Annotated in this window: 16 protein-coding genes; 9 read left to right on the forward strand and 7 right to left on the reverse strand. The window is 70.7% G+C overall.

Annotated features, from left to right (window positions below):
- Positions 1-8 precede the first annotated feature (8 nt).
- On the reverse strand, positions 9-1,337 hold the full coding sequence (locus tag ABZT87_RS28330) for an ABC transporter substrate-binding protein (RefSeq protein WP_354855410.1): 1,329 nt from the start codon (positions 1,335-1,337) through the stop codon (positions 9-11).
- Between the two features lie 286 nt (positions 1,338-1,623).
- Here ABZT87_RS28330 and ABZT87_RS28335 point away from each other — a divergent pair, with 286 nt between their 5' ends.
- Positions 1,624-3,627 (forward strand): beta-galactosidase, encoded by a 2,004-nt coding sequence (locus ABZT87_RS28335; protein WP_355139292.1) that lies wholly within the window; start codon positions 1,624-1,626, stop codon positions 3,625-3,627.
- 37 nt (positions 3,628-3,664) lie between these two features.
- Entirely contained in the window at positions 3,665-4,441 is a 777-nt protein-coding gene (locus ABZT87_RS28340) for a DeoR/GlpR family DNA-binding transcription regulator (protein WP_354855408.1), read from the forward strand.
- A gap of 7 nt (positions 4,442-4,448) precedes the next feature.
- Here the strand turns inward: ABZT87_RS28340 and ABZT87_RS28345 are convergent, their stop codons facing one another.
- From ABZT87_RS28345 to ABZT87_RS28355, 3 genes are all read right to left on the reverse strand, one after another.
- Positions 4,449-4,979 carry a hypothetical protein gene (locus tag ABZT87_RS28345; RefSeq protein ID WP_355139294.1) on the reverse strand — a complete coding sequence of 177 codons (531 nt, stop codon included), beginning with the start codon at positions 4,977-4,979 and terminating at the stop codon, positions 4,449-4,451.
- Between the two features lie 22 nt (positions 4,980-5,001).
- A complete protein-coding gene (locus ABZT87_RS28350; RefSeq protein WP_355139349.1) occupies positions 5,002-5,238 on the reverse strand; it encodes a hypothetical protein in 237 nt (78 codons plus the stop codon).
- A gap of 92 nt (positions 5,239-5,330) precedes the next feature.
- Positions 5,331-5,579: a DivIVA domain-containing protein gene (locus tag ABZT87_RS28355; protein ID WP_355139296.1), complete on the reverse strand. Its 249-nt coding sequence runs from the start codon at positions 5,577-5,579 to the stop codon at positions 5,331-5,333.
- 349 nt (positions 5,580-5,928) lie between these two features.
- Between ABZT87_RS28355 and ABZT87_RS28360 the strand changes: the two genes are divergently transcribed.
- The 4 genes from ABZT87_RS28360 (at position 5,929) to ABZT87_RS28375 (ending at position 9,262) form a co-directional block, all read left to right on the forward strand.
- Positions 5,929-6,801, forward strand: a complete 873-nt coding sequence (locus tag ABZT87_RS28360; RefSeq protein WP_355139351.1) for a helix-turn-helix transcriptional regulator — start codon at positions 5,929-5,931, stop codon at positions 6,799-6,801.
- Positions 6,798-7,019, forward strand: coding sequence for a DUF397 domain-containing protein (locus ABZT87_RS28365; protein WP_355139298.1), 222 nt, complete (start codon positions 6,798-6,800; stop codon positions 7,017-7,019). The genes ABZT87_RS28360 and ABZT87_RS28365 overlap by 4 nt, the downstream gene beginning before the upstream one ends.
- A 118-nt stretch (positions 7,020-7,137) precedes the next feature.
- Entirely contained in the window at positions 7,138-8,187 is a 1,050-nt protein-coding gene (locus tag ABZT87_RS28370) for a HEAT repeat domain-containing protein (protein WP_355139300.1), read from the forward strand.
- Positions 8,188-8,308: 121 nt separating this feature from the next.
- On the forward strand, positions 8,309-9,262 hold the full coding sequence (locus ABZT87_RS28375; RefSeq protein WP_355139302.1) for a sporulation protein: 954 nt from the start codon (positions 8,309-8,311) through the stop codon (positions 9,260-9,262).
- Positions 9,263-9,327: 65 nt separating this feature from the next.
- On the opposite strand, the gene ABZT87_RS28380 is transcribed toward ABZT87_RS28375, so the two are convergent.
- The gene (locus ABZT87_RS28380; RefSeq protein WP_355139304.1) at positions 9,328-9,696 is read right to left on the reverse strand and encodes a hypothetical protein; all 369 of its coding nucleotides are present in this window, start codon (positions 9,694-9,696) and stop codon (positions 9,328-9,330) included.
- Between the two features lie 313 nt (positions 9,697-10,009).
- On the opposite strand from ABZT87_RS28380, the gene ABZT87_RS28385 reads away from it, so the two are divergent.
- A complete protein-coding gene (locus ABZT87_RS28385; RefSeq protein ID WP_355139306.1) occupies positions 10,010-10,429 on the forward strand; it encodes a hypothetical protein in 420 nt (139 codons plus the stop codon).
- A gap of 55 nt (positions 10,430-10,484) precedes the next feature.
- Here the strand turns inward: ABZT87_RS28385 and ABZT87_RS28390 are convergent, their stop codons facing one another.
- Together ABZT87_RS28390 and ABZT87_RS28395 are read right to left on the reverse strand one after the other, a co-directional pair.
- The gene (locus ABZT87_RS28390; RefSeq protein ID WP_355139308.1) at positions 10,485-12,779 is read right to left on the reverse strand and encodes an ATP-binding domain-containing protein; all 2,295 of its coding nucleotides are present in this window, start codon (positions 12,777-12,779) and stop codon (positions 10,485-10,487) included.
- A 186-nt stretch (positions 12,780-12,965) separates the two neighbouring features.
- Entirely contained in the window at positions 12,966-14,081 is a 1,116-nt protein-coding gene (locus tag ABZT87_RS28395) for a sigma-E factor regulatory protein RseB domain-containing protein (RefSeq protein WP_355139310.1), read from the reverse strand.
- A 95-nt stretch (positions 14,082-14,176) separates the two neighbouring features.
- Here ABZT87_RS28395 and ABZT87_RS28400 point away from each other — a divergent pair, with 95 nt between their 5' ends.
- Together ABZT87_RS28400 and ABZT87_RS28405 are read left to right on the forward strand one after the other, a co-directional pair.
- Positions 14,177-14,833 carry a response regulator transcription factor gene (locus ABZT87_RS28400; RefSeq protein WP_234581645.1) on the forward strand — a complete coding sequence of 219 codons (657 nt, stop codon included), beginning with the start codon at positions 14,177-14,179 and terminating at the stop codon, positions 14,831-14,833.
- A 53-nt stretch (positions 14,834-14,886) separates the two neighbouring features.
- A complete protein-coding gene (locus tag ABZT87_RS28405; RefSeq protein WP_355139353.1) occupies positions 14,887-16,278 on the forward strand; it encodes an ATP-binding protein in 1,392 nt (463 codons plus the stop codon).

A 16,278-nucleotide genomic window follows, 5' to 3' on the forward strand; every position in this document is an offset into this window, starting at 1 on the left:
TTCCGCCGTCAGTCAGTGAAGATCGACTTCTTCTGGTTCTCGATGGACGACGTGAGACCGTCGATGTCCTTGGGGTTCTTGATGAACTGCTGGATCGCCGGGATCATCACCGTGGAGGCGAAGTCCGGCCGGGTGTCCCGGTCGAGGAACTGCGCGATCTCGGTGGCCGACCCGACCAGCTCGGCGGCCTTCTTCTGCAGCGCGGTGTAGCCGCTGACGTCGGCGCCGGTGTTGGCGACCAGGGTGGTCGGGTCGCTCTTGACCGTGATGTCCGCGGCGGTCTTGCCGCCGAAGTACTCCATCAGCTTGCGGGCGTTGTCCTCGTTCTTGGGCTTGCGGGCCATCATGTAGCCGTCGATCGGGGCGTCCAGGGCCTTCGCGCCGATGGACGGGTCGATCTCGGGGAACGTGAAGAAGTCGAGGTCGCTCTGTTCGTCGTTGCTGAACTGCTGACCGACGAAGAGACCGAGCAGGTACATCCCGCTCTTCTTCTGCTGCAGCGACTGCGCGGCCTCCTGCCAGGTGCGGCCGAGGCTGTCCGGCTGGTGCAGGGGGAGCAGGCCGGCCCAGGTGTCGAAGACCTTCTTGACCTTGTCGGAGGTCCAGGCCTCCTTGCCGGCCATCAGGTCGACGTGGAACTGGTAGCCGTTGATCCGCAGGTTGAGGATGTCGAAGGTGCCCATCGCCGGCCAGCCGTCCTTGTCGGCGAAGGCGACGGGGATGAGGCCGTCCTTCTTCATCTGCGCGCCGAGCGCGGTGAACTGGTCCAGCGTGGTGGGCACCTGGTAGCCGTGCTGCTGCCAGACCGACTTGCGGTAGAAGACGGCCCACGGGTAGTACGACGCCGGGACGAAGTACTGCTTGCCGTCGTCGCCGGTGGACGCCTTCTTGAAGGCGTCCGAGTAGCCCGAGAGCTTGCCCCACACGTCGCTGATGTCGCTGGCCAGGCCCTTCTGGGCGAAGAAGCGCATCCGGTAGCCGGCGAACCAGGTGAAGACGTCGTCCGGCTTGCCCTGGAGGTAGTTGTTGATGTTCTCCTGGAACGTGTTGTGATCGACCGTGTTCACCGCGACCTGGACGCCGGAGGCGGTCTTGAACCCGTCGGCGACCTTCGCGAGGACGTCCTTGGGCTTCGGGTCGGACTGGTTGGATCCGAGCGACACGTCCTTGCTGGACCCGCCGGAGCCGGAGTCGTCGCCGCAGCCGGCGAGCAGACCGGTGCCGAGCAGCGCGCCCGTGCCGGCCGCGCCGGCCAGCAGCGACCGTCGGTTGATGCCGGCGACGGAGGGCGGTACGAGCCGAGCCAGGTACTCGGCTTGGGATCGGGGACGGGACATCTGTGCCTCCTGCGGATGAAGAGGTGCTACGCCCAAGGGCCGTCAGGGGTGGTGAAGAGCGCGTCCGGCCTTGTGGATACGCATCGTGATCCACCGAGAATCCACATTGGCGAACACGATCGGCCAGTTGGGGCCTCAAGCTACCCCTCCATAGGCCGCTGTCAAGAGGGCTGTTCGCCTCTGATAACCCAGTCGTGATACGGCTGTTACGTGGTAAACGTTGGAAACAAAGTCGATGTTGGAACCTGTTGACTTCCGTGCGGCGGCAGGTGCACCCTCAGCTGTCATGCGGCGATGGCAGGGGAACGACATCTATTTCGGCGGCGACTACAACCCCGAGCAGTGGCCCGAGCAGACCTGGTCGGAGGACGTCGAGCTGATGCGTCGGGCCGGGGTCAACCTGGTCTCCGTCGGCATCTTCTCCTGGGCTCTGCTGGAGCCCGCTCCGGGCCGGTTCGAGTTCGGCTGGCTGGACCGGGTCCTGGATCTGCTGCACGACGGCGGCATCCAGGTCGACCTGGCCACCGCGACCGCCAGCCCGCCACCCTGGCTGGCCCGCGCGCACCCGGAGACGCTGCCCCGCCGGGCCGACGGCGCGATCCTCTGGCCGGGCGGCCGGCAGGCGTACTGCCCCAGTTCCCCGGTGTTCCGCGAGCGCTCCCTGGAGCTGGTGCGGGCGGTCGCCGGCCGGTACGCCGAGCATCCCGCCGTGGTCATGTGGCACGTCTCGAACGAGCTGGGCTGCCACAACGTGCACTGCTACTGCGACGTCAGCGCCGAGGCGTTCCGGGGCTGGCTGCGGGACCGCTACGGCGACCTGGACCGGCTCAACGACGCCTGGGGCACGGCCTTCTGGAGCCAGCGCTACGGCGACTGGGCCGAGATCAACCCGCCGCGCACCGCGCCGACCTTTGCCAACCCCACGCAGCAACTCGACTTCCTGCGCTTCTCCTCCGACGAGCAGCGCGCCCAACTGCGCGCCGAACGCGAGGTGCTGACGACGCTGGTCCGCCAGCCGGTCACCACCAACTTCATGATCGGCATGGGCGTCAAGCACATGGACTACCACTCCTGGGCCCCCGATGTGGACCTGGTGTCCAACGACCACTACCTGACCGCCGCCAACCCGCAGGCGCACCTCGGGCTGGCGTTCGCCGCCGACCACACCCGGGGCGTCGCCGGCGGTGACCCGTGGCTGCTCATGGAGCACTCCACCAGCGCGGTCAACTGGCAGCCGCGCAACGTGGCCAAGCTGCCCGGGCAGCTGCGCCGCAACAGCCTGGCGCACGTCGCCCGCGGCGCCGACGGGGTGCTGTTCTTCCAGTGGCGGGCCTCCCGGGCCGGCGCGGAGAAGTTCCACTCCGCGCTGGTGCCGCACGCCGGCCCGGACACCAAGGTGTTTCGCGAGGTCTGCCAGCTCGGCGCGGACCTGAAGGCGCTGGCCGAGATCCGCGGCAGCCGGGTGGACGCCGACGTGGCGATCCTGTTCGACTGGGAGGCCTGGTGGGCGGTCGAGCTGGATTCGCACCCCAGCGCCGACGTCACCTACGCGGACCGGATCAACGCCCTCTACGGCGCGCTGTGGCGGGCCGGCGTGACCGCCGACATCGTCCACCCGTCGGCCGATCTCAGCGGCTACCGTCTGGTCCTGGTGCCCACCCTCTACCTGGTCCGCGACGCCGACGCCGAGGCGTTGCGCCGCTTCGTCGAGGCCGGCGGCACGGCGGCCGTCACCTACTTCAGCGGCATCGTGGACCCCAACGACCACATCCGGCTGGGCGGCTACCCCGGCGCGTTCCGGGACCTGCTGGGCGTACGGACCGAGGAGTTCTTCCCGCTGCGCGAGGGCGAGCGGGTCCGGCTCGACGACGGCAGCACCGCCGACGTGTGGACCGAATGGCTGCACGCCGACGACGCCGAGGTGCTGGCGTCGTACACCGACGGGCCCCTGCCGGGTGTGCCTGCGCTGACCCGGCGGCCGGTCGGCGCGGGCGCCGCCTGGTACGTCGGCACCCGGCTGGACGAGCCGGCCACCGACCGGCTCGTCGCCCGGCTGCTCGACGAGGCCGGCGTCCGCCCGGCGGCGCAGGCGCCGACCGGGGTGGAGGTGGTACGACGACGCGACGGCGAGCGGACCTGGCTGTTCGCGATCAACCACACCGAGACCGAGGTACGCGTCGCGGCGCGCGGCACCGAGCTGTTGACCGGGACGCGGTGTGCGGGTGAGCTGACAGTGCCGGCCGGCGAGGTGGCCGTGGTCCGCGAGGACCGGGCCGACGAGTCGGCCTGACCCGGCGACCAGCGCGGCGCGAAGGAGGTTCCCTGAGATGCTGGCCCAGCAGCGGCAGACCGCCATCCTCGATCTGATCCGCCAGCGTGGCGGCGTGCGGGTGAGCCACCTGGTCAGCCGGTTCGGCGTGTCCGACATGACGATCCGGCGCGACCTGGAGGTGTTGGCCGAGCGCGGCCTGGTGGACAAGGTCCACGGCGGCGCGACCCTCGCCGGGCCGGGCTCGGCCGAGGAGCCCGGGTTCGCCGCGAAGTCGATCCGCCAGCAGACGGAGAAGCGGGCCATCGCCGAGCGGGCGGCGACGATGGTGGAGCCGGGGATGGCCATCGCGCTGTCCGCCGGGACGACCACCGCCGCGCTGGCCACCCTGCTCTCCGATGTGCACGGGCTGACCGTGGTGACCAACTCGATCCCGGTTGCCGACGCGCTCTACCAGAACCCGCGCGCCGACCAGACGGTCGTGTTGACCGGTGGCATCCGTACCCCGTCGGACGCGCTGACCGGTCCGGTGGCCGAGGCCGCGATCAGCGCGCTCAACGTCGACCTGCTGTTCCTGGGTGTGCACGGGCTCAGCCCGCGTACCGGCTTCACCACGCCGAACCTGCTGGAGGCCGGCGTCAACCGGTGTCTGATCGGCGCGGCCCGCCGGCTCGTGGTGCTCGCCGACCACACCAAGTGGGAGACGATCGGCATCGCCACCATCGCCCCGCTGGAGGCGGCCGACGTGCTGATCACCGACCGAGGGCTGCCAGCGGACGCCCGCACCACGATCGGCGAACAGGTAGGCGAACTGGTCGTCGTGGAGACCGGTTAGGACTCGTCTAATGATCGTTCAGCATGAACAGGAGCGTGTGATGCTGCACGTCCAGGAACACCACCCGCCAGCGTGTCGACGGTAGCGCATCGTTGTAGGTCTGACTGTGCAGCCACTGTGGCTTGGTCGGGAGGAACGGTGCGAGGTCCGGTCGCACGTCCGTAGGCGTGTGTGAGTGGATCAGCTCGGCCGGGTCGATGGATGTGAACGAAACGAACTCGAACCGCTCGGCCAACCGGTGTGCGTCCTCGGGACGCAGGATGATGACGCCCTGGTATTCCCAGTCCGTCGGGCCCGGCATCCGTGAACACGGATTGCCCAACGCGCGCGCTTGCCAGTGAATCTCCGAATAGTCGCCGATAAACGGAAGCTCATCCGGCGGCTCCCAGCGGCTGACCCGGACCTTCGCCTCGTCGAGCTGCCGCTGCTCCTGGCATCCACGCGTCTCGTCAACCGCTGCCGTGTCGCACCCGACCACCGCCAGCAACGCGACCGCCGCAGCGAGCACGGCGGCGTGTGCCCTTCTCCCCATTGTCATCGTCCACGAGGATAGATGTGGGTCAGGGATCGTCGACAGGAGAGCAGGGACCGTCGTGGTCGGCCGGCCGCGCGCACCGGTGGCGGTCGGGCATGATCCGGTCACAGAAGACCCACTGTCGTACGTGCTGCGTGTCCTCTGCCGACACGGTGATGCCGCCGATGTCGATCTGTGACGTCGCGGTCAGCGACCGGGCGAGAGCACGGGCCAATTCCAGTGCGCCGGCCAGGTCGACAACCGCCACCGGAAGGTGGATCACGTGCCGAGGTGGCGCGTCGGCCGAGTCGGTCGGCTCGGTGAAGGCCAGCACGGCGGCCCGAGGCAGCGGTACGAAGATCCGGTCTGGTGGGATCACCACTGACGCCTTTCGGACCAGGCGCTCTGCCGGGCACGCAGCGCCCGCTTCACCCGCACGTTCTCCTCGCTGAGCAGTGCCAGGTCGTGGTGCAGCGCGGTCAGTTCGAGCGCGACGCGGTGCAGGAACCGCCGTACCTCCCGAGGGTCGAAGCCCCGCCGGCCGAAGCCCACGGTGGCGAACTGATGGTCGCGCACGTGCCGCGGATGCAGCCGACCGCCGTCGTGGTGCGTGCCTCTGGTCATCGTTCACCTCTGGTCATCGGTCACCTCTGTCGTCGTCGGTCGATGGTGGGTCGGGGTCGCGAGAGCGCCCTTCTTCGTGGTAGGTATTCGTGCAAGTCGGTTCGGAGCCGGGATTCGTACATCCCGACGCTCTAGTTGAGACCCGACGAGAGCCGGTATGCGACTGCCACTCGCGAGGCCGCCTCTCGTCACCTTCTCGGCTGTTGGCACAGCTGCGGTTGCCGTGTTTGCACCGGGTTTCCCCGGGGGCCGGCGATCACCCTCACCCGCGGGCCACGTTTCCAGTGGCCCCGGCATTGGTGCAACGACACCAACGGAATCCTTCTTTGGGTGTCCTGGAGAGGTGAGCATGGCCGCGAACAGGGAGCCGTTCGTTCGAACCCTGCGTGCCCAATGGCTGGGCCAGCAGATGCGTGAGCTGCGCGAGAAGCGTGGGCTCACCCTCAAGTACGTCGCGCAGTATCTTGAGCGTGACTTCTCGTCGCTGGCTCGCTACGAGAGGGCGGAATGGCCCTTCCGGAGAGATCTCGTCGTGGCGTTGCTGGACCTTTACGGCGTCTACGACGAGCGGGAACGGGAGCGGCTCATCCAGCTCGCGCAGGACGCCTGGCGCGTCGACCGCTGGGACAACGGCTTCGACAAGACGATCTACGACAACTCGTTCATTGACTTCCCGTGGTTGGAGTCGCGAGCCGATGAGGTCTGTACCTACGCGGCGCATCTGATACCCGGTCTGCTTCAGACACGCGACTACGCCGAGGCGGTCATCAGGAATGCCGAGCCCAGTTCCGCGAGCGAGGTCGAGATCCGCAGGTGGGTCCAACTGCGGATGGATCGGCAGCGGCTGCTGGACGGTCCTTCGCCGATGAGGCTCGCCGTGATCATCGAAGAGACGGCCCTCCGGCGACCCATCATGAGTAGAAGCGTGATGGCTGCCCAACTGGCCCACTTGGCCGTCGCTACCGCGAAGCCGACAGTCGAGATCCGCGTCGTCCCGCTGACACTTGGGTTGCATGCTGGTTTGGATGGCACTTTCTGGCTCTTCAGGATGCCGGCCCCGTACTCAGACGTCGCCCATGCCGAAACCCTCGGTGGGCGTCTCTTCCTGGAATCGGACAATGCCTCGCGGTACGTCCGCGCGTACGATCGCCTCCGGGAGGCCGCACTCAGTGCGACTGAGTCGGCGAAGCTGATCACAGCACTCGCGGAGGAGCTGTCATGAGCGAGTCCATGCCTGATGTCGCCTGGCACATCAGCACCAGGAGCCCCGACAACGGTGGCAATTGCGTCGAGGCCGGGCCTGTTCTCGACGGGTCTGGTCGGGTGGCGGTGCGGGACAGCAAGGACCGCGCGGCGGCGACCCTCGTCTACGGCGTCAGCGGCTGGACTGCCTTCGTCAACGGGGTCAAAGACGGCACGTTCACGCGCACCGAGCCGTGATCGACTCGACATCGCCGATGTCGGGGTGTCCCGGCCGGCTGATAGCCCCATATCGGCGATGTCGAGTCGATCAAAAGTTGGTGGCGGCAGCCACTGGCCGGGGGGCACCATGTCGAGCGTGGAGGCGCACGAGGTGGCGGACCTGTTCGACCGGGCGGTGCAGCGGTTGCGGCGTACCGTCGAGGACGGCGACTCCGACGACGGGTCGGAGCTGCTCCGGCAGGCGGCCGGCGCGGGCGTGGTGGCCCTCCGGCTGGCTGTCGGCAAACTCGCTGATCCGGACCGCGTGGTGCGCGCGGCGGCGTGCGACCTGCTCGGCTACGCGGGCGCTGTGCACGGGGACGACCTGCGTGCGGCCGCCGCGACGGCCCTGATCTCGCTGGCCAGCACCGAGGCCGATCCCGAGGTGCACTGGTCGATCGCGCGCGCCCTGGGCGCCACCTGCGATCCCCGCGCCCTGCCCACCCTTGTCACCCTCGCGGGCAGTCCCGACAGCGACGTACGGTTCCAGGTCGCTGTCGCGGTGCCGGCGGTCCTCGACGATCCTCCGGCCGAAGCCGGCGAGGCGGTGCTGATCGACCTGTCCACCGATTCCGATACCGCCGTGCGGGAGTGGGCCACCTTCGGGCTCGGCTGGGTGAGCACCGCCGACGGGAACGCCGTCCGCCGGGCGCTGTGGGACCGTACCCGCGACGTCGACCCGGAGGTACGCGCGGAAGGTGCCCGAGGGCTGGCCCGGCGGCGGGACGCACGGGCACTTCCACTGGTACGCGAGATGCTCTCCCACGACGAGGTCCACAGGTTCACCATCCGGGCCGCCGCGTACCTGGCAGATCCGTCACTGCTGCCGCTGCTGGACGGCTTCGATCCCGACGCGGACCACGTCGCCGAGGCCCTGCGCGAATGCGATCCGCTGCGTCGTGACCGGCGGAACGACCTGGCATGGCGGCTACTGCTCGCGGTGCACCGGCGTCGGCCCGACTGGGAGGTCACCGTCGCCGGCGAGCGGTGCAACCTCGACCTTGATCTCGATGTCACCGATGGCGCCGACCGCTCGGGTCACTGGTGTGTCGACGGGCTGCTCCGCCGGGCCGGCGACGATCCCGAGCGCGCAGCCGACCTGGCGATCGGGGATCTGACCCCCGGCATGATCCGCGCGCGACGCTGATCGACACCAGGTCGCCGGTGTGGCGCGCTCACAGCCATCTCACAGGGGTGCTGGATAGGGTGCGCGGTGAGTCAACGTCCGACTCCATGGTGGAGCGGTCGGCTGTCGCACAGGAGTTTCGATGGTCTTCAAGAAGATGTTGAGCGCGTTCGGTGTGGGCGGTCCCAGTGTGGACACCGTGCTGACCAACCCCAACACCCGGCCCGGCCTGACCCTCGACGGGCAGGTCAACCTCGTCGGCGGTGACAGCCCGGCGGCCATCGAGCAGGTGGTGATCGGTCTAGTCACCCGGGTCGAGGTCGAGGGCCACGACACGGAGTACGCGGGCACCATGGAGTTTCACCGGATGGCCGTCAGTGGCGCGTTCCAGCTCGCGCCCAAGCAGGAGTTGTCGATCCCGTTCCAGCTTCCGGTGCCGTGGGAGACCCCGATCACCGACGTGTACGGCCAGCGCCTGCACGGCATGACGATGGGCCTGCGGACGGAGCTGTCGGTGGCCCGCGCGGTCGACAAAACCGACCTGGACCACGTGGCGGTGCACCCGTTGCCGGTGCACGAGCGGATCCTGGAGGCGTTCCAGCGCCTCGGTTTCCGGTTCAAGCACGCCGACCTGGAGCGCGGTCACATCCGCGGCGTGCAGCAGACGCTGCCGTTCTACCAGGAGATCGAGTTCTTCGCCTCCCCGCAGTACGCGGGCACCATCAACGAGGTCGAGCTGACCTTCGTGACGAGTCAGCGTGGTGTCGAGGTGATCCTGGAGTGTGACAAGCGGGGCGGCTTCCTCAGCGCCGGGCACGACGCGTTCGGCCGCTACCAGGTGTCGCACGCCGACGTCGACCGCGTCGACTGGGCGCAGGTCGTCGACGGTTGGCTGCGCGAGACGACGTCCCGCTATGGCAGCCTGCGCTCCCAGTACGGCCACGGCCACGGTCATGGCCGCGGGCACGGCGGTATGGGCGGCGTGGGCGGCATGGTGGCCGGCGCGGCGCTCGGCGTCGCCGGCGGCATGATCGCCGGCGAGATGATCGAGGACGCCTTCGAGGGCGACTTCGGCGACTTCGGCGGCGACGAGTAACGCCTCCACAGACGACGGTGGCCTCCGGGAGAACTCTCCCGGAGGCCACCGTTCACGCAGGGGCGTCAGCGCATGCTCCGCTCCTTGGCGGACCGGCTGGCAGAGCCAGCCTTCGACAGACCACGGCTGACCAGGTAACCACCTGTCAGGACGGTCAGATACCACCACGCCTGGTTCGGGTTGTTGATGTTCAACCCGTTGGTGGCGGCGCCCCGCCAGAACGCGGCGATCACCACGAGCGCGACAGCAGCGGCGTAGATCCAGAATTCCGTCGTCAGGAACGCCTGCTTGGTCTCCGTACCCGGCGACGGCATCGGGTCTCGGTGCCCGTCGCGCATTGCCGGCATCTGCTGCGTGTCCCGCATCATGGCGGGATTTTGCGGGTCGTTCACGGGCCGGTTCATCGGCCGGGTGGAAGCAGCCTGCGTGCTCATCTGGTCCTCCTCAGGATGCGATGAGTCGTACCTGCATTCCCTCGCCCCGCTACCGCGTTTCGGCCACGGCACGGTTTCGCTTTCACGGCGGGGACACCCCCCGACTACCCGAGGCCCCCGACCAGGTAACACTCTCCTCCGACCGAAAAAGAATCGACGGCAGCCGGGCCGCGTCCGTGTCACCCGGTCGCGCCCCGCATCATCACCGCTCGGGGCGAATGTCCGTTTCCGGGTCGACGGGCGAGTGCTGCGGGTTTGGCCGACCGGTGACCGGGCACGCCGTCAGTTCCACAGCTTCTGCGAGGTGATGACCGTGCGTGAGGACGACATGCGGCAGGAGGCCGCCCGGCGGGCCGAGAACCGGATCGCCGGCGGCGTGTACGGCGAGGGCGCCCTCGACGAGGTGACACTGCCTCCTACCGACATCGAGAGCCAGATCCAGCGAGACGACCCGCTCGACCCGGCGCACGAGCGGGTCGACCCGCAGGTGCTGCGCGACGGTGGCCCGGTCGGCGGGCAGGGCGCGGTGACCACCACCGGTGGCACCGCCGGCCCGGCGAGCGTGCGGCGGGTCGCCCGCCAGCCGGAGCGGCACCCCGGCAAGGTGGCCCCGACGACGACCGGGGACGCCACCACCGGCGGGTTGAGCACCCCGATGGGGGGCAGCACCAGCGACCAGTCCACGTCCGCCACCGGGCCGGGCAAGTCCATCCGGGACCGCTCGACCGACTGACCGACGGTGAGCCCGCCCCCGCCGACCGGCCGGTCAGCGGGGGCGCGGCGGTCGGTCAGCGGCAGGGGCGCAGGACGCCCAGGCGCTGGGTGGCCCGGGTGAGCGCGACGTACAGGTCGCTGGGCCCGCGCGGCGACTCCGCCACCATCCGGTCCGGGTCGACCACCAGCACCGAGTCGAACTCCAGGCCCTTGGCCTGCGCGACCGTCAGCACGACCACCCGGCTCTCCAACTCCGGGTGCTCGCCCACCGTGGCCTCCGGCAGCGCGGCGGTCAACGCCGCGCCGAGCGCGTCCACCCGGCTGGCCGGCACGATGACGCCGAGCCGGCCCTCGGTCAGCCCGGCGGCCTCGCGCGTCGCCGCCGACACCAGCTCCGCGGGCAGTTGCTCGTCGGGCACCGCCCGGTCCCACGGTGGTACGCCGCTCTCGCGCACCGAGCGCGGCGGTCGCAGCGCCGGGTCGATCTCGGCCAGTACGTCGGCGGCGACCGCCATGATCTCGGCCGGCGTGCGGTAGCTGACCGTCAGCTCGGTCAACCGCCAGCGCTGCGCCACGTAGGGGGCGAGGGCATCGGCCCAGGACGGCGTCCCGGCGAGCGCGCCGGTCTGTGCCACGTCCCCGACGATCGTCATCGACCGGCTCGGGCAGCGGCGCATCAGCAGCCGCCACGCCATTGGCGACAACTCCTGCGCCTCGTCCACGATCACGTGCCCGAACGCCCAGGTCCGGTCGGCGGCGGCGCGCTGCGCGGTGGTCAGCCGGTCGGCCTCCTCCTGCCGCTCCAGCAGCCGGTCGGCGTCGATGAGGTCGGTCACGCCGAGGATCTCACCGCCCTCGGCCTCGTCCTCGACGTCGATCGAGCGGGAACCCCGGGCGATCTCCAGGACGCCCTCGGCGTACTCCCGTTCCATCATCCGGATGCGGTCCCGGCGGGCGGCGGCGGCCCGCTCGTCCTCACCGAGCAGCTCGGCGGCCTCGTCCAGCAGCGGCACGTCGGCGGGCGTCCACCCGCCCGGCTCGCGATGCAGCCGGGCCCGCTCGTCCTCGCTGAGCATCGGCGCGGCGACGGCGATCCGGTCCGGGTCCGCGTACAGGTCGGCGAGCAGGCGCTGCGGGGTGAGCACCGGCCACAGCCGGTCGAGGGCGGCCTGAATCTCCGTCTCCTCGCGCAGCTCGCGACGGATCTCGGCGCGGTCGGCCTCGTCGAGCAGGTTGTCCCCGCCCAGCGGGTCGGCGCCGATCCGCTCCGCCACCTGGTCGGCGAGCGCGTGCACGATCTCCACGTCGAACAGCGCCCGTGCCAGGTTGTGCGGCCGGTCGGTGCGGCGCACCCGGTCCCGGGCGGCGCGCACCGTCTCCGGGTCGAGGGTCAGCACCTCGCGCTCCACCTCGATCTCCAGCGGCTCGTCCGGCACCCACTGCCGGTCCCGGACGGCCAGCGCCAGCACCTCGGCGAGCACCGCCCGGCCCTTGAGCGCCGCGGTCTCGGCCGGCTCGACGCGCTGGGCGCTCACCCCGGGAAACAGATCACCCTGGGTACGCAGCAGCACGCCCGTCTCGGCCAGAGTGGGCAACACCTGGGAGATGTAGCGCAGGAACGTCGCGTTCGGGCCGACCAGCAGCACACCCCGGCTGGACAGCTCCCGCCGGTGTGTGTAGAGCAGGTACGCCGCCCGGTGCAGCGCGACCGCCGTCTTGCCGGTGCCGGGGCCGCCCTGGACCACCATGACGCCGGGCAGATCGGCGCGGATGATCCCGTCCTGCTCGGCCTGGATGGTCTCCACGATGTCGCGCATCCGGCCGGTCCGGCCGGCGTTGAGGGCGGCGAGCAGCGACGCCTCGCCGGTCAGCTCCTCGTGCCCGCCCGGCGAGGCGCTGTCGATGTCGAGCACCTCGTCGTTGAGCCCGGTCACCTTGCGCTGGCGGGTGCGCAGGTGCCGCCGCCGGCGTACGCCCTGCGGGTTGGCGGCGGTGGCGAGGTAGAACGGACGCGCGGCGGGGGCCCGCCAGTCCATCAGCAGCGGGTCGTAGTCGCCACTGGTGTCGAAGATCCCGATTCGGCCGATGTAGCGGCGGGAGTCGTCGTCGCCGTCGAGCCGGCCGAAGCAGAGACCATTCTCCACGGCGGAGAACTGCTCGACCTGGTCGGCGTACATCGCCACGGAGCTGTCGCGCTGGGAGCGGTCCTGGAGGGTGCCGCCGGTGTTGCGCAGCTCGGCGGTGAGCCGGTGGGTGGCCTGCTCACGCAACCCGTCCAGCCGGTCGTAGAGCATCGAGACGTACTCCTGCTCGCGGCCGATCTCGTCGTCGAGCGGCAATTCACCGGTACCGCCGGAGTGCCTTGACAAGCCGTCTCCCTTAAGATTAGAATGCCTTGCAGGAACGGCTTTTATGCCGTTCTTTTTTGTGCCCTCGAATTGTTGAAGATAGCGCGGTCCGCTCGCTGTCACCAAGCCGACCGGGCTGATTCGAGTCACACAACCACGGACGCCGGGCCGACCATCTGGTCGACCCGGCGTGAGCGCTTCGGGAAATCAGCCGCGGGCCACCTGGTAGAGCCGCTCGGGGGTGACCGCTCCGGCGAGCACCCGACCGTCGTCGGTGAGCAGCACGCTGAACAGCTTGCCGGTGAGCAGTCGGCCGCTGCCCCAGTCCCCACTGACCGCGGGCAGCCCGCCGAGCAGCTTCGACACGTCCGCGTCCGGCGCCGCGCCGGCCGGCTTGCCGGCGGCCGCCTTGCCCGGGGTCCCGTCCAGGCGCGCGACCAGGACGGTGGCCCAGCCGTCGCCCACGGCACGCACCTGCGGGTCTCCGCCCGGTGCGGCCTGCGCGGGCCGGCCCGCGGACGGCCGCTCGGCGGTCTCCTCGGTGACGGCTACCCCGGGTGGCGGGTTGAAGGCGAACTGGTCGGCGTCGGGACGCCGGTAGTCGACCTGGGTGAAGGCCATCTCGAACGCCGGCTGGTCGCTGCCCTTGGCGAGCACCTCGAAGCGCAGCGGCACGTGCTGCGTGGCGTCGATGGCGATCCGCAGCTGGTGCACCAGCGAGTCGCGGTCGCGCGGCTGGAGCACCAACTCGTAGGCGTCCCGACCGGCGACGGTGGCCGAGCGGCCGACGCTGACCTCGGTGCTCGGATCGATCGCGCCCAACGCCAGGTCGGCGGCCTCCTGCGGGGTGGCGGGGAGACTCGGCGTCGCCGCGGGACCCGGCTTTCCGGTCGTGCCCGCGTCGCCCAGCGTGCGATGGCGCGCGGTGTTGCCCCGGCTCTCCCAGGTCCAGACGTCCCGGCCGTTGCGGATCACGTCCTGCTCGCCGAGGGTGTCCATCAGCGCGACGCGCTGCCGCTCCGGCCCGGAATACCACACCCGCAGGGTGTGCGTGCCGGTCAGCAGGGTGGTCAGGTCGTTGCCGGGAATCAGCCCGACCAGCGGCGGCAGACCGAGGTCGGCACGCTGGACGACCGTCCCGGACAACCCCTCCAGCCGGGAGGTCTGAAGATCCACCAGGAGTTGGGCGGCGGTACGCGGCGGCAGGCTCGGCTCCGCCTCGGCGGCGAACGTGCCGATCGCGGCCCCTCCGCCGATGACGGCGACGCCAGCGGCCGCCGGGACCAACCAGCGCAGGACGGGGCGGCTTCTCAGGATCGACATGGTGCACCTCCTGCCAGACATCCTGCCCGGTCGGCGCTGTGAAGGCGCTGAGGACGCCGAACCTCCGACTGTGACCCGGGTGGCACCCTTGGACCGTGCGGTTGTTGGTGGTGGAGGACGAGGCCCGGCTGGCGGCTGCCCTGCAACGCGGCCTGCAGGCGGAGGGGTTCGCGGTCGACGTGGCGGCGACCGGCCCCGCCGGCCTGGACGCGGCCCGGCACGGCGGGTACGACGCGATGATCCTTGACGTGATGCTGCCCGGGCTGTCCGGCTACGAGCTGGTCCGCCGGCTGCGCGCCGAGCAGCACTGGCTGCCGGTCCTGATGCTCTCGGCCAAGGACGGCGAGTACGACCAGGCCGACGGCCTGGACTGCGGGGCCGACGACTACCTGACCAAGCCCTTCTCGTACGTGGTGCTGCTGGCCCGCCTGCGGGCCCTGCTGCGTCGGGGAGCGCCGGAACGCCCCACCGTGCTGACGGTCGGTGACCTGCGGCTGGATCCGGCCCGCCGACGGGTGACCCGTGCCGACGCCGAGGTGACGTTGACCGCGCGGGAGTTCGCGTTGCTCGATTATCTGATGCGTCGTCCCGGCCAGGTGATTTCCAAGATCGAGCTGCTGGACCACGTGTGGGACGCCAGCCTGGAGACGGCGCCCAACGCGGTCGAGGTGTATGTCGGCTATCTGCGCCGCAAGCTCGGCCGGGACCGGCTGGAGACCGTCCGGGGCGCCGGCTACCGGCTGGCGACGTGACACCGGTCGACCCGGTGGACGATCGTTGGGTCCGCCGGTTGCCGGGGTGGGGTCTGCGCGGGTTGGGCCTGCGCGGGCGGCTCACGGCGCTCGGCGTGGTCGGTCTCACACTCGGGCTGGCCCTCGGCGGGGCGGTGCTGCTGGGCGCGCTCGGCTTCGTGCTCCAGCGCACCGTGGACACCGAGGCGTTCCGGACCGCCGACGCGGTCGCCCTGCTCGCCGCCGAGGACGCGCTGCCCGACCCGCTGCCGGTGGCCGGCGGGCAGGTCCGGGTCCAGGTGATCGACGCGCAGGGTCGGATCCGGGCCGCCTCGATCGACGCGGACCGGCTGGTCCCGATGGTCCGCCCCGAGCGGTTGGACACCGGTCGCCGTCAGCGTCTGGTGGTGCCGGCGGAGCGAGCGGGGCTCGCCGGCCCGGTTCGGGTGGTCGCCGTACCCGCCGGCACGGCAGCGGATCCGCTCACCGTCCTGGTCGCCCGGTCGATGGCCGACGTCCGGCACAGCACGCACGTGGTACGCGCCATCCTGCTGGTGGCGTTCCCGCTGCTGGTGGCGATCCTGGCCGGGGTGGCGTGGCGGGTGATCGGTGCGACGTTGCGTCCGGTGGAGGCGCTGCGCCGGGGCGCCGAGGAGATCACCGGCCGCGCGGGCGGCGACCGCCTGCCGGTGCCCGCCTCCGCCGACGAGATCCACCGGCTGGCGGTCACCCTCAACGGGATGCTGGACCGGTTGGAGTCGGCCCGGACGCGGCAGCGCGCCTTCGTCTCCGACGCGGCCCACGAGCTGCGCAGCCCGCTCACCAACATCCGCACCGAGCTGGAGGTGGCCCAGCGGCTCGCCGACCGCACGGACTGGACGGCGGTGACCGTCAATCTGCTCGCCGACACGGAGCGGCTGAGTCGGCTGGTCGACGACCTGCTGCTGCTGGCCCGCCTGGACGAGATGCCACCGGCCCGGGGGACCGGCCCGGTCGACCTGGGCGCGCTGGTGACCGAGGTCGCCGCCCGGTACCCGTCGCCGCCGGTGCTCCTCGTGCCGCCGCCGGGCCCGCTCTGGACGGCCGGAAACGCGGCCGAGCTGCGGCGGGTGCTGTCGAACCTCGTCGACAACGCGGTCCGGCACGCACGGGGCAGCGTGGTGCTCACCGTCGAGCCGCACGACGATGCGGCGTACCACCTGGTGACGGTGACCGACGACGGCCCGGGGATCCCGGTGGCCGACCGGCGACGGGTCTTCGACCGTTTCACCAGGTTGGACGACGGTCGGGGCCGTGACGACGGCGGCGCCGGCCTGGGCCTCGCCATCGTGTGGGAGCTGGTCCGCCGCGCGGGCGGCACCATCACCCTGACCGACGCCGACGGCACGCAGGGGCTGCGGGTGCGTCTGCTGCTCCCGAGGACGCCGACCGGCGACGGGCAGCAAGCGGCGGTCGACACACCATGA

Source organism: Micromonospora sp. NPDC005237 (assembly GCF_040607775.1).
GTDB lineage: Bacteria > Actinomycetota > Actinomycetes > Mycobacteriales > Micromonosporaceae > Micromonospora.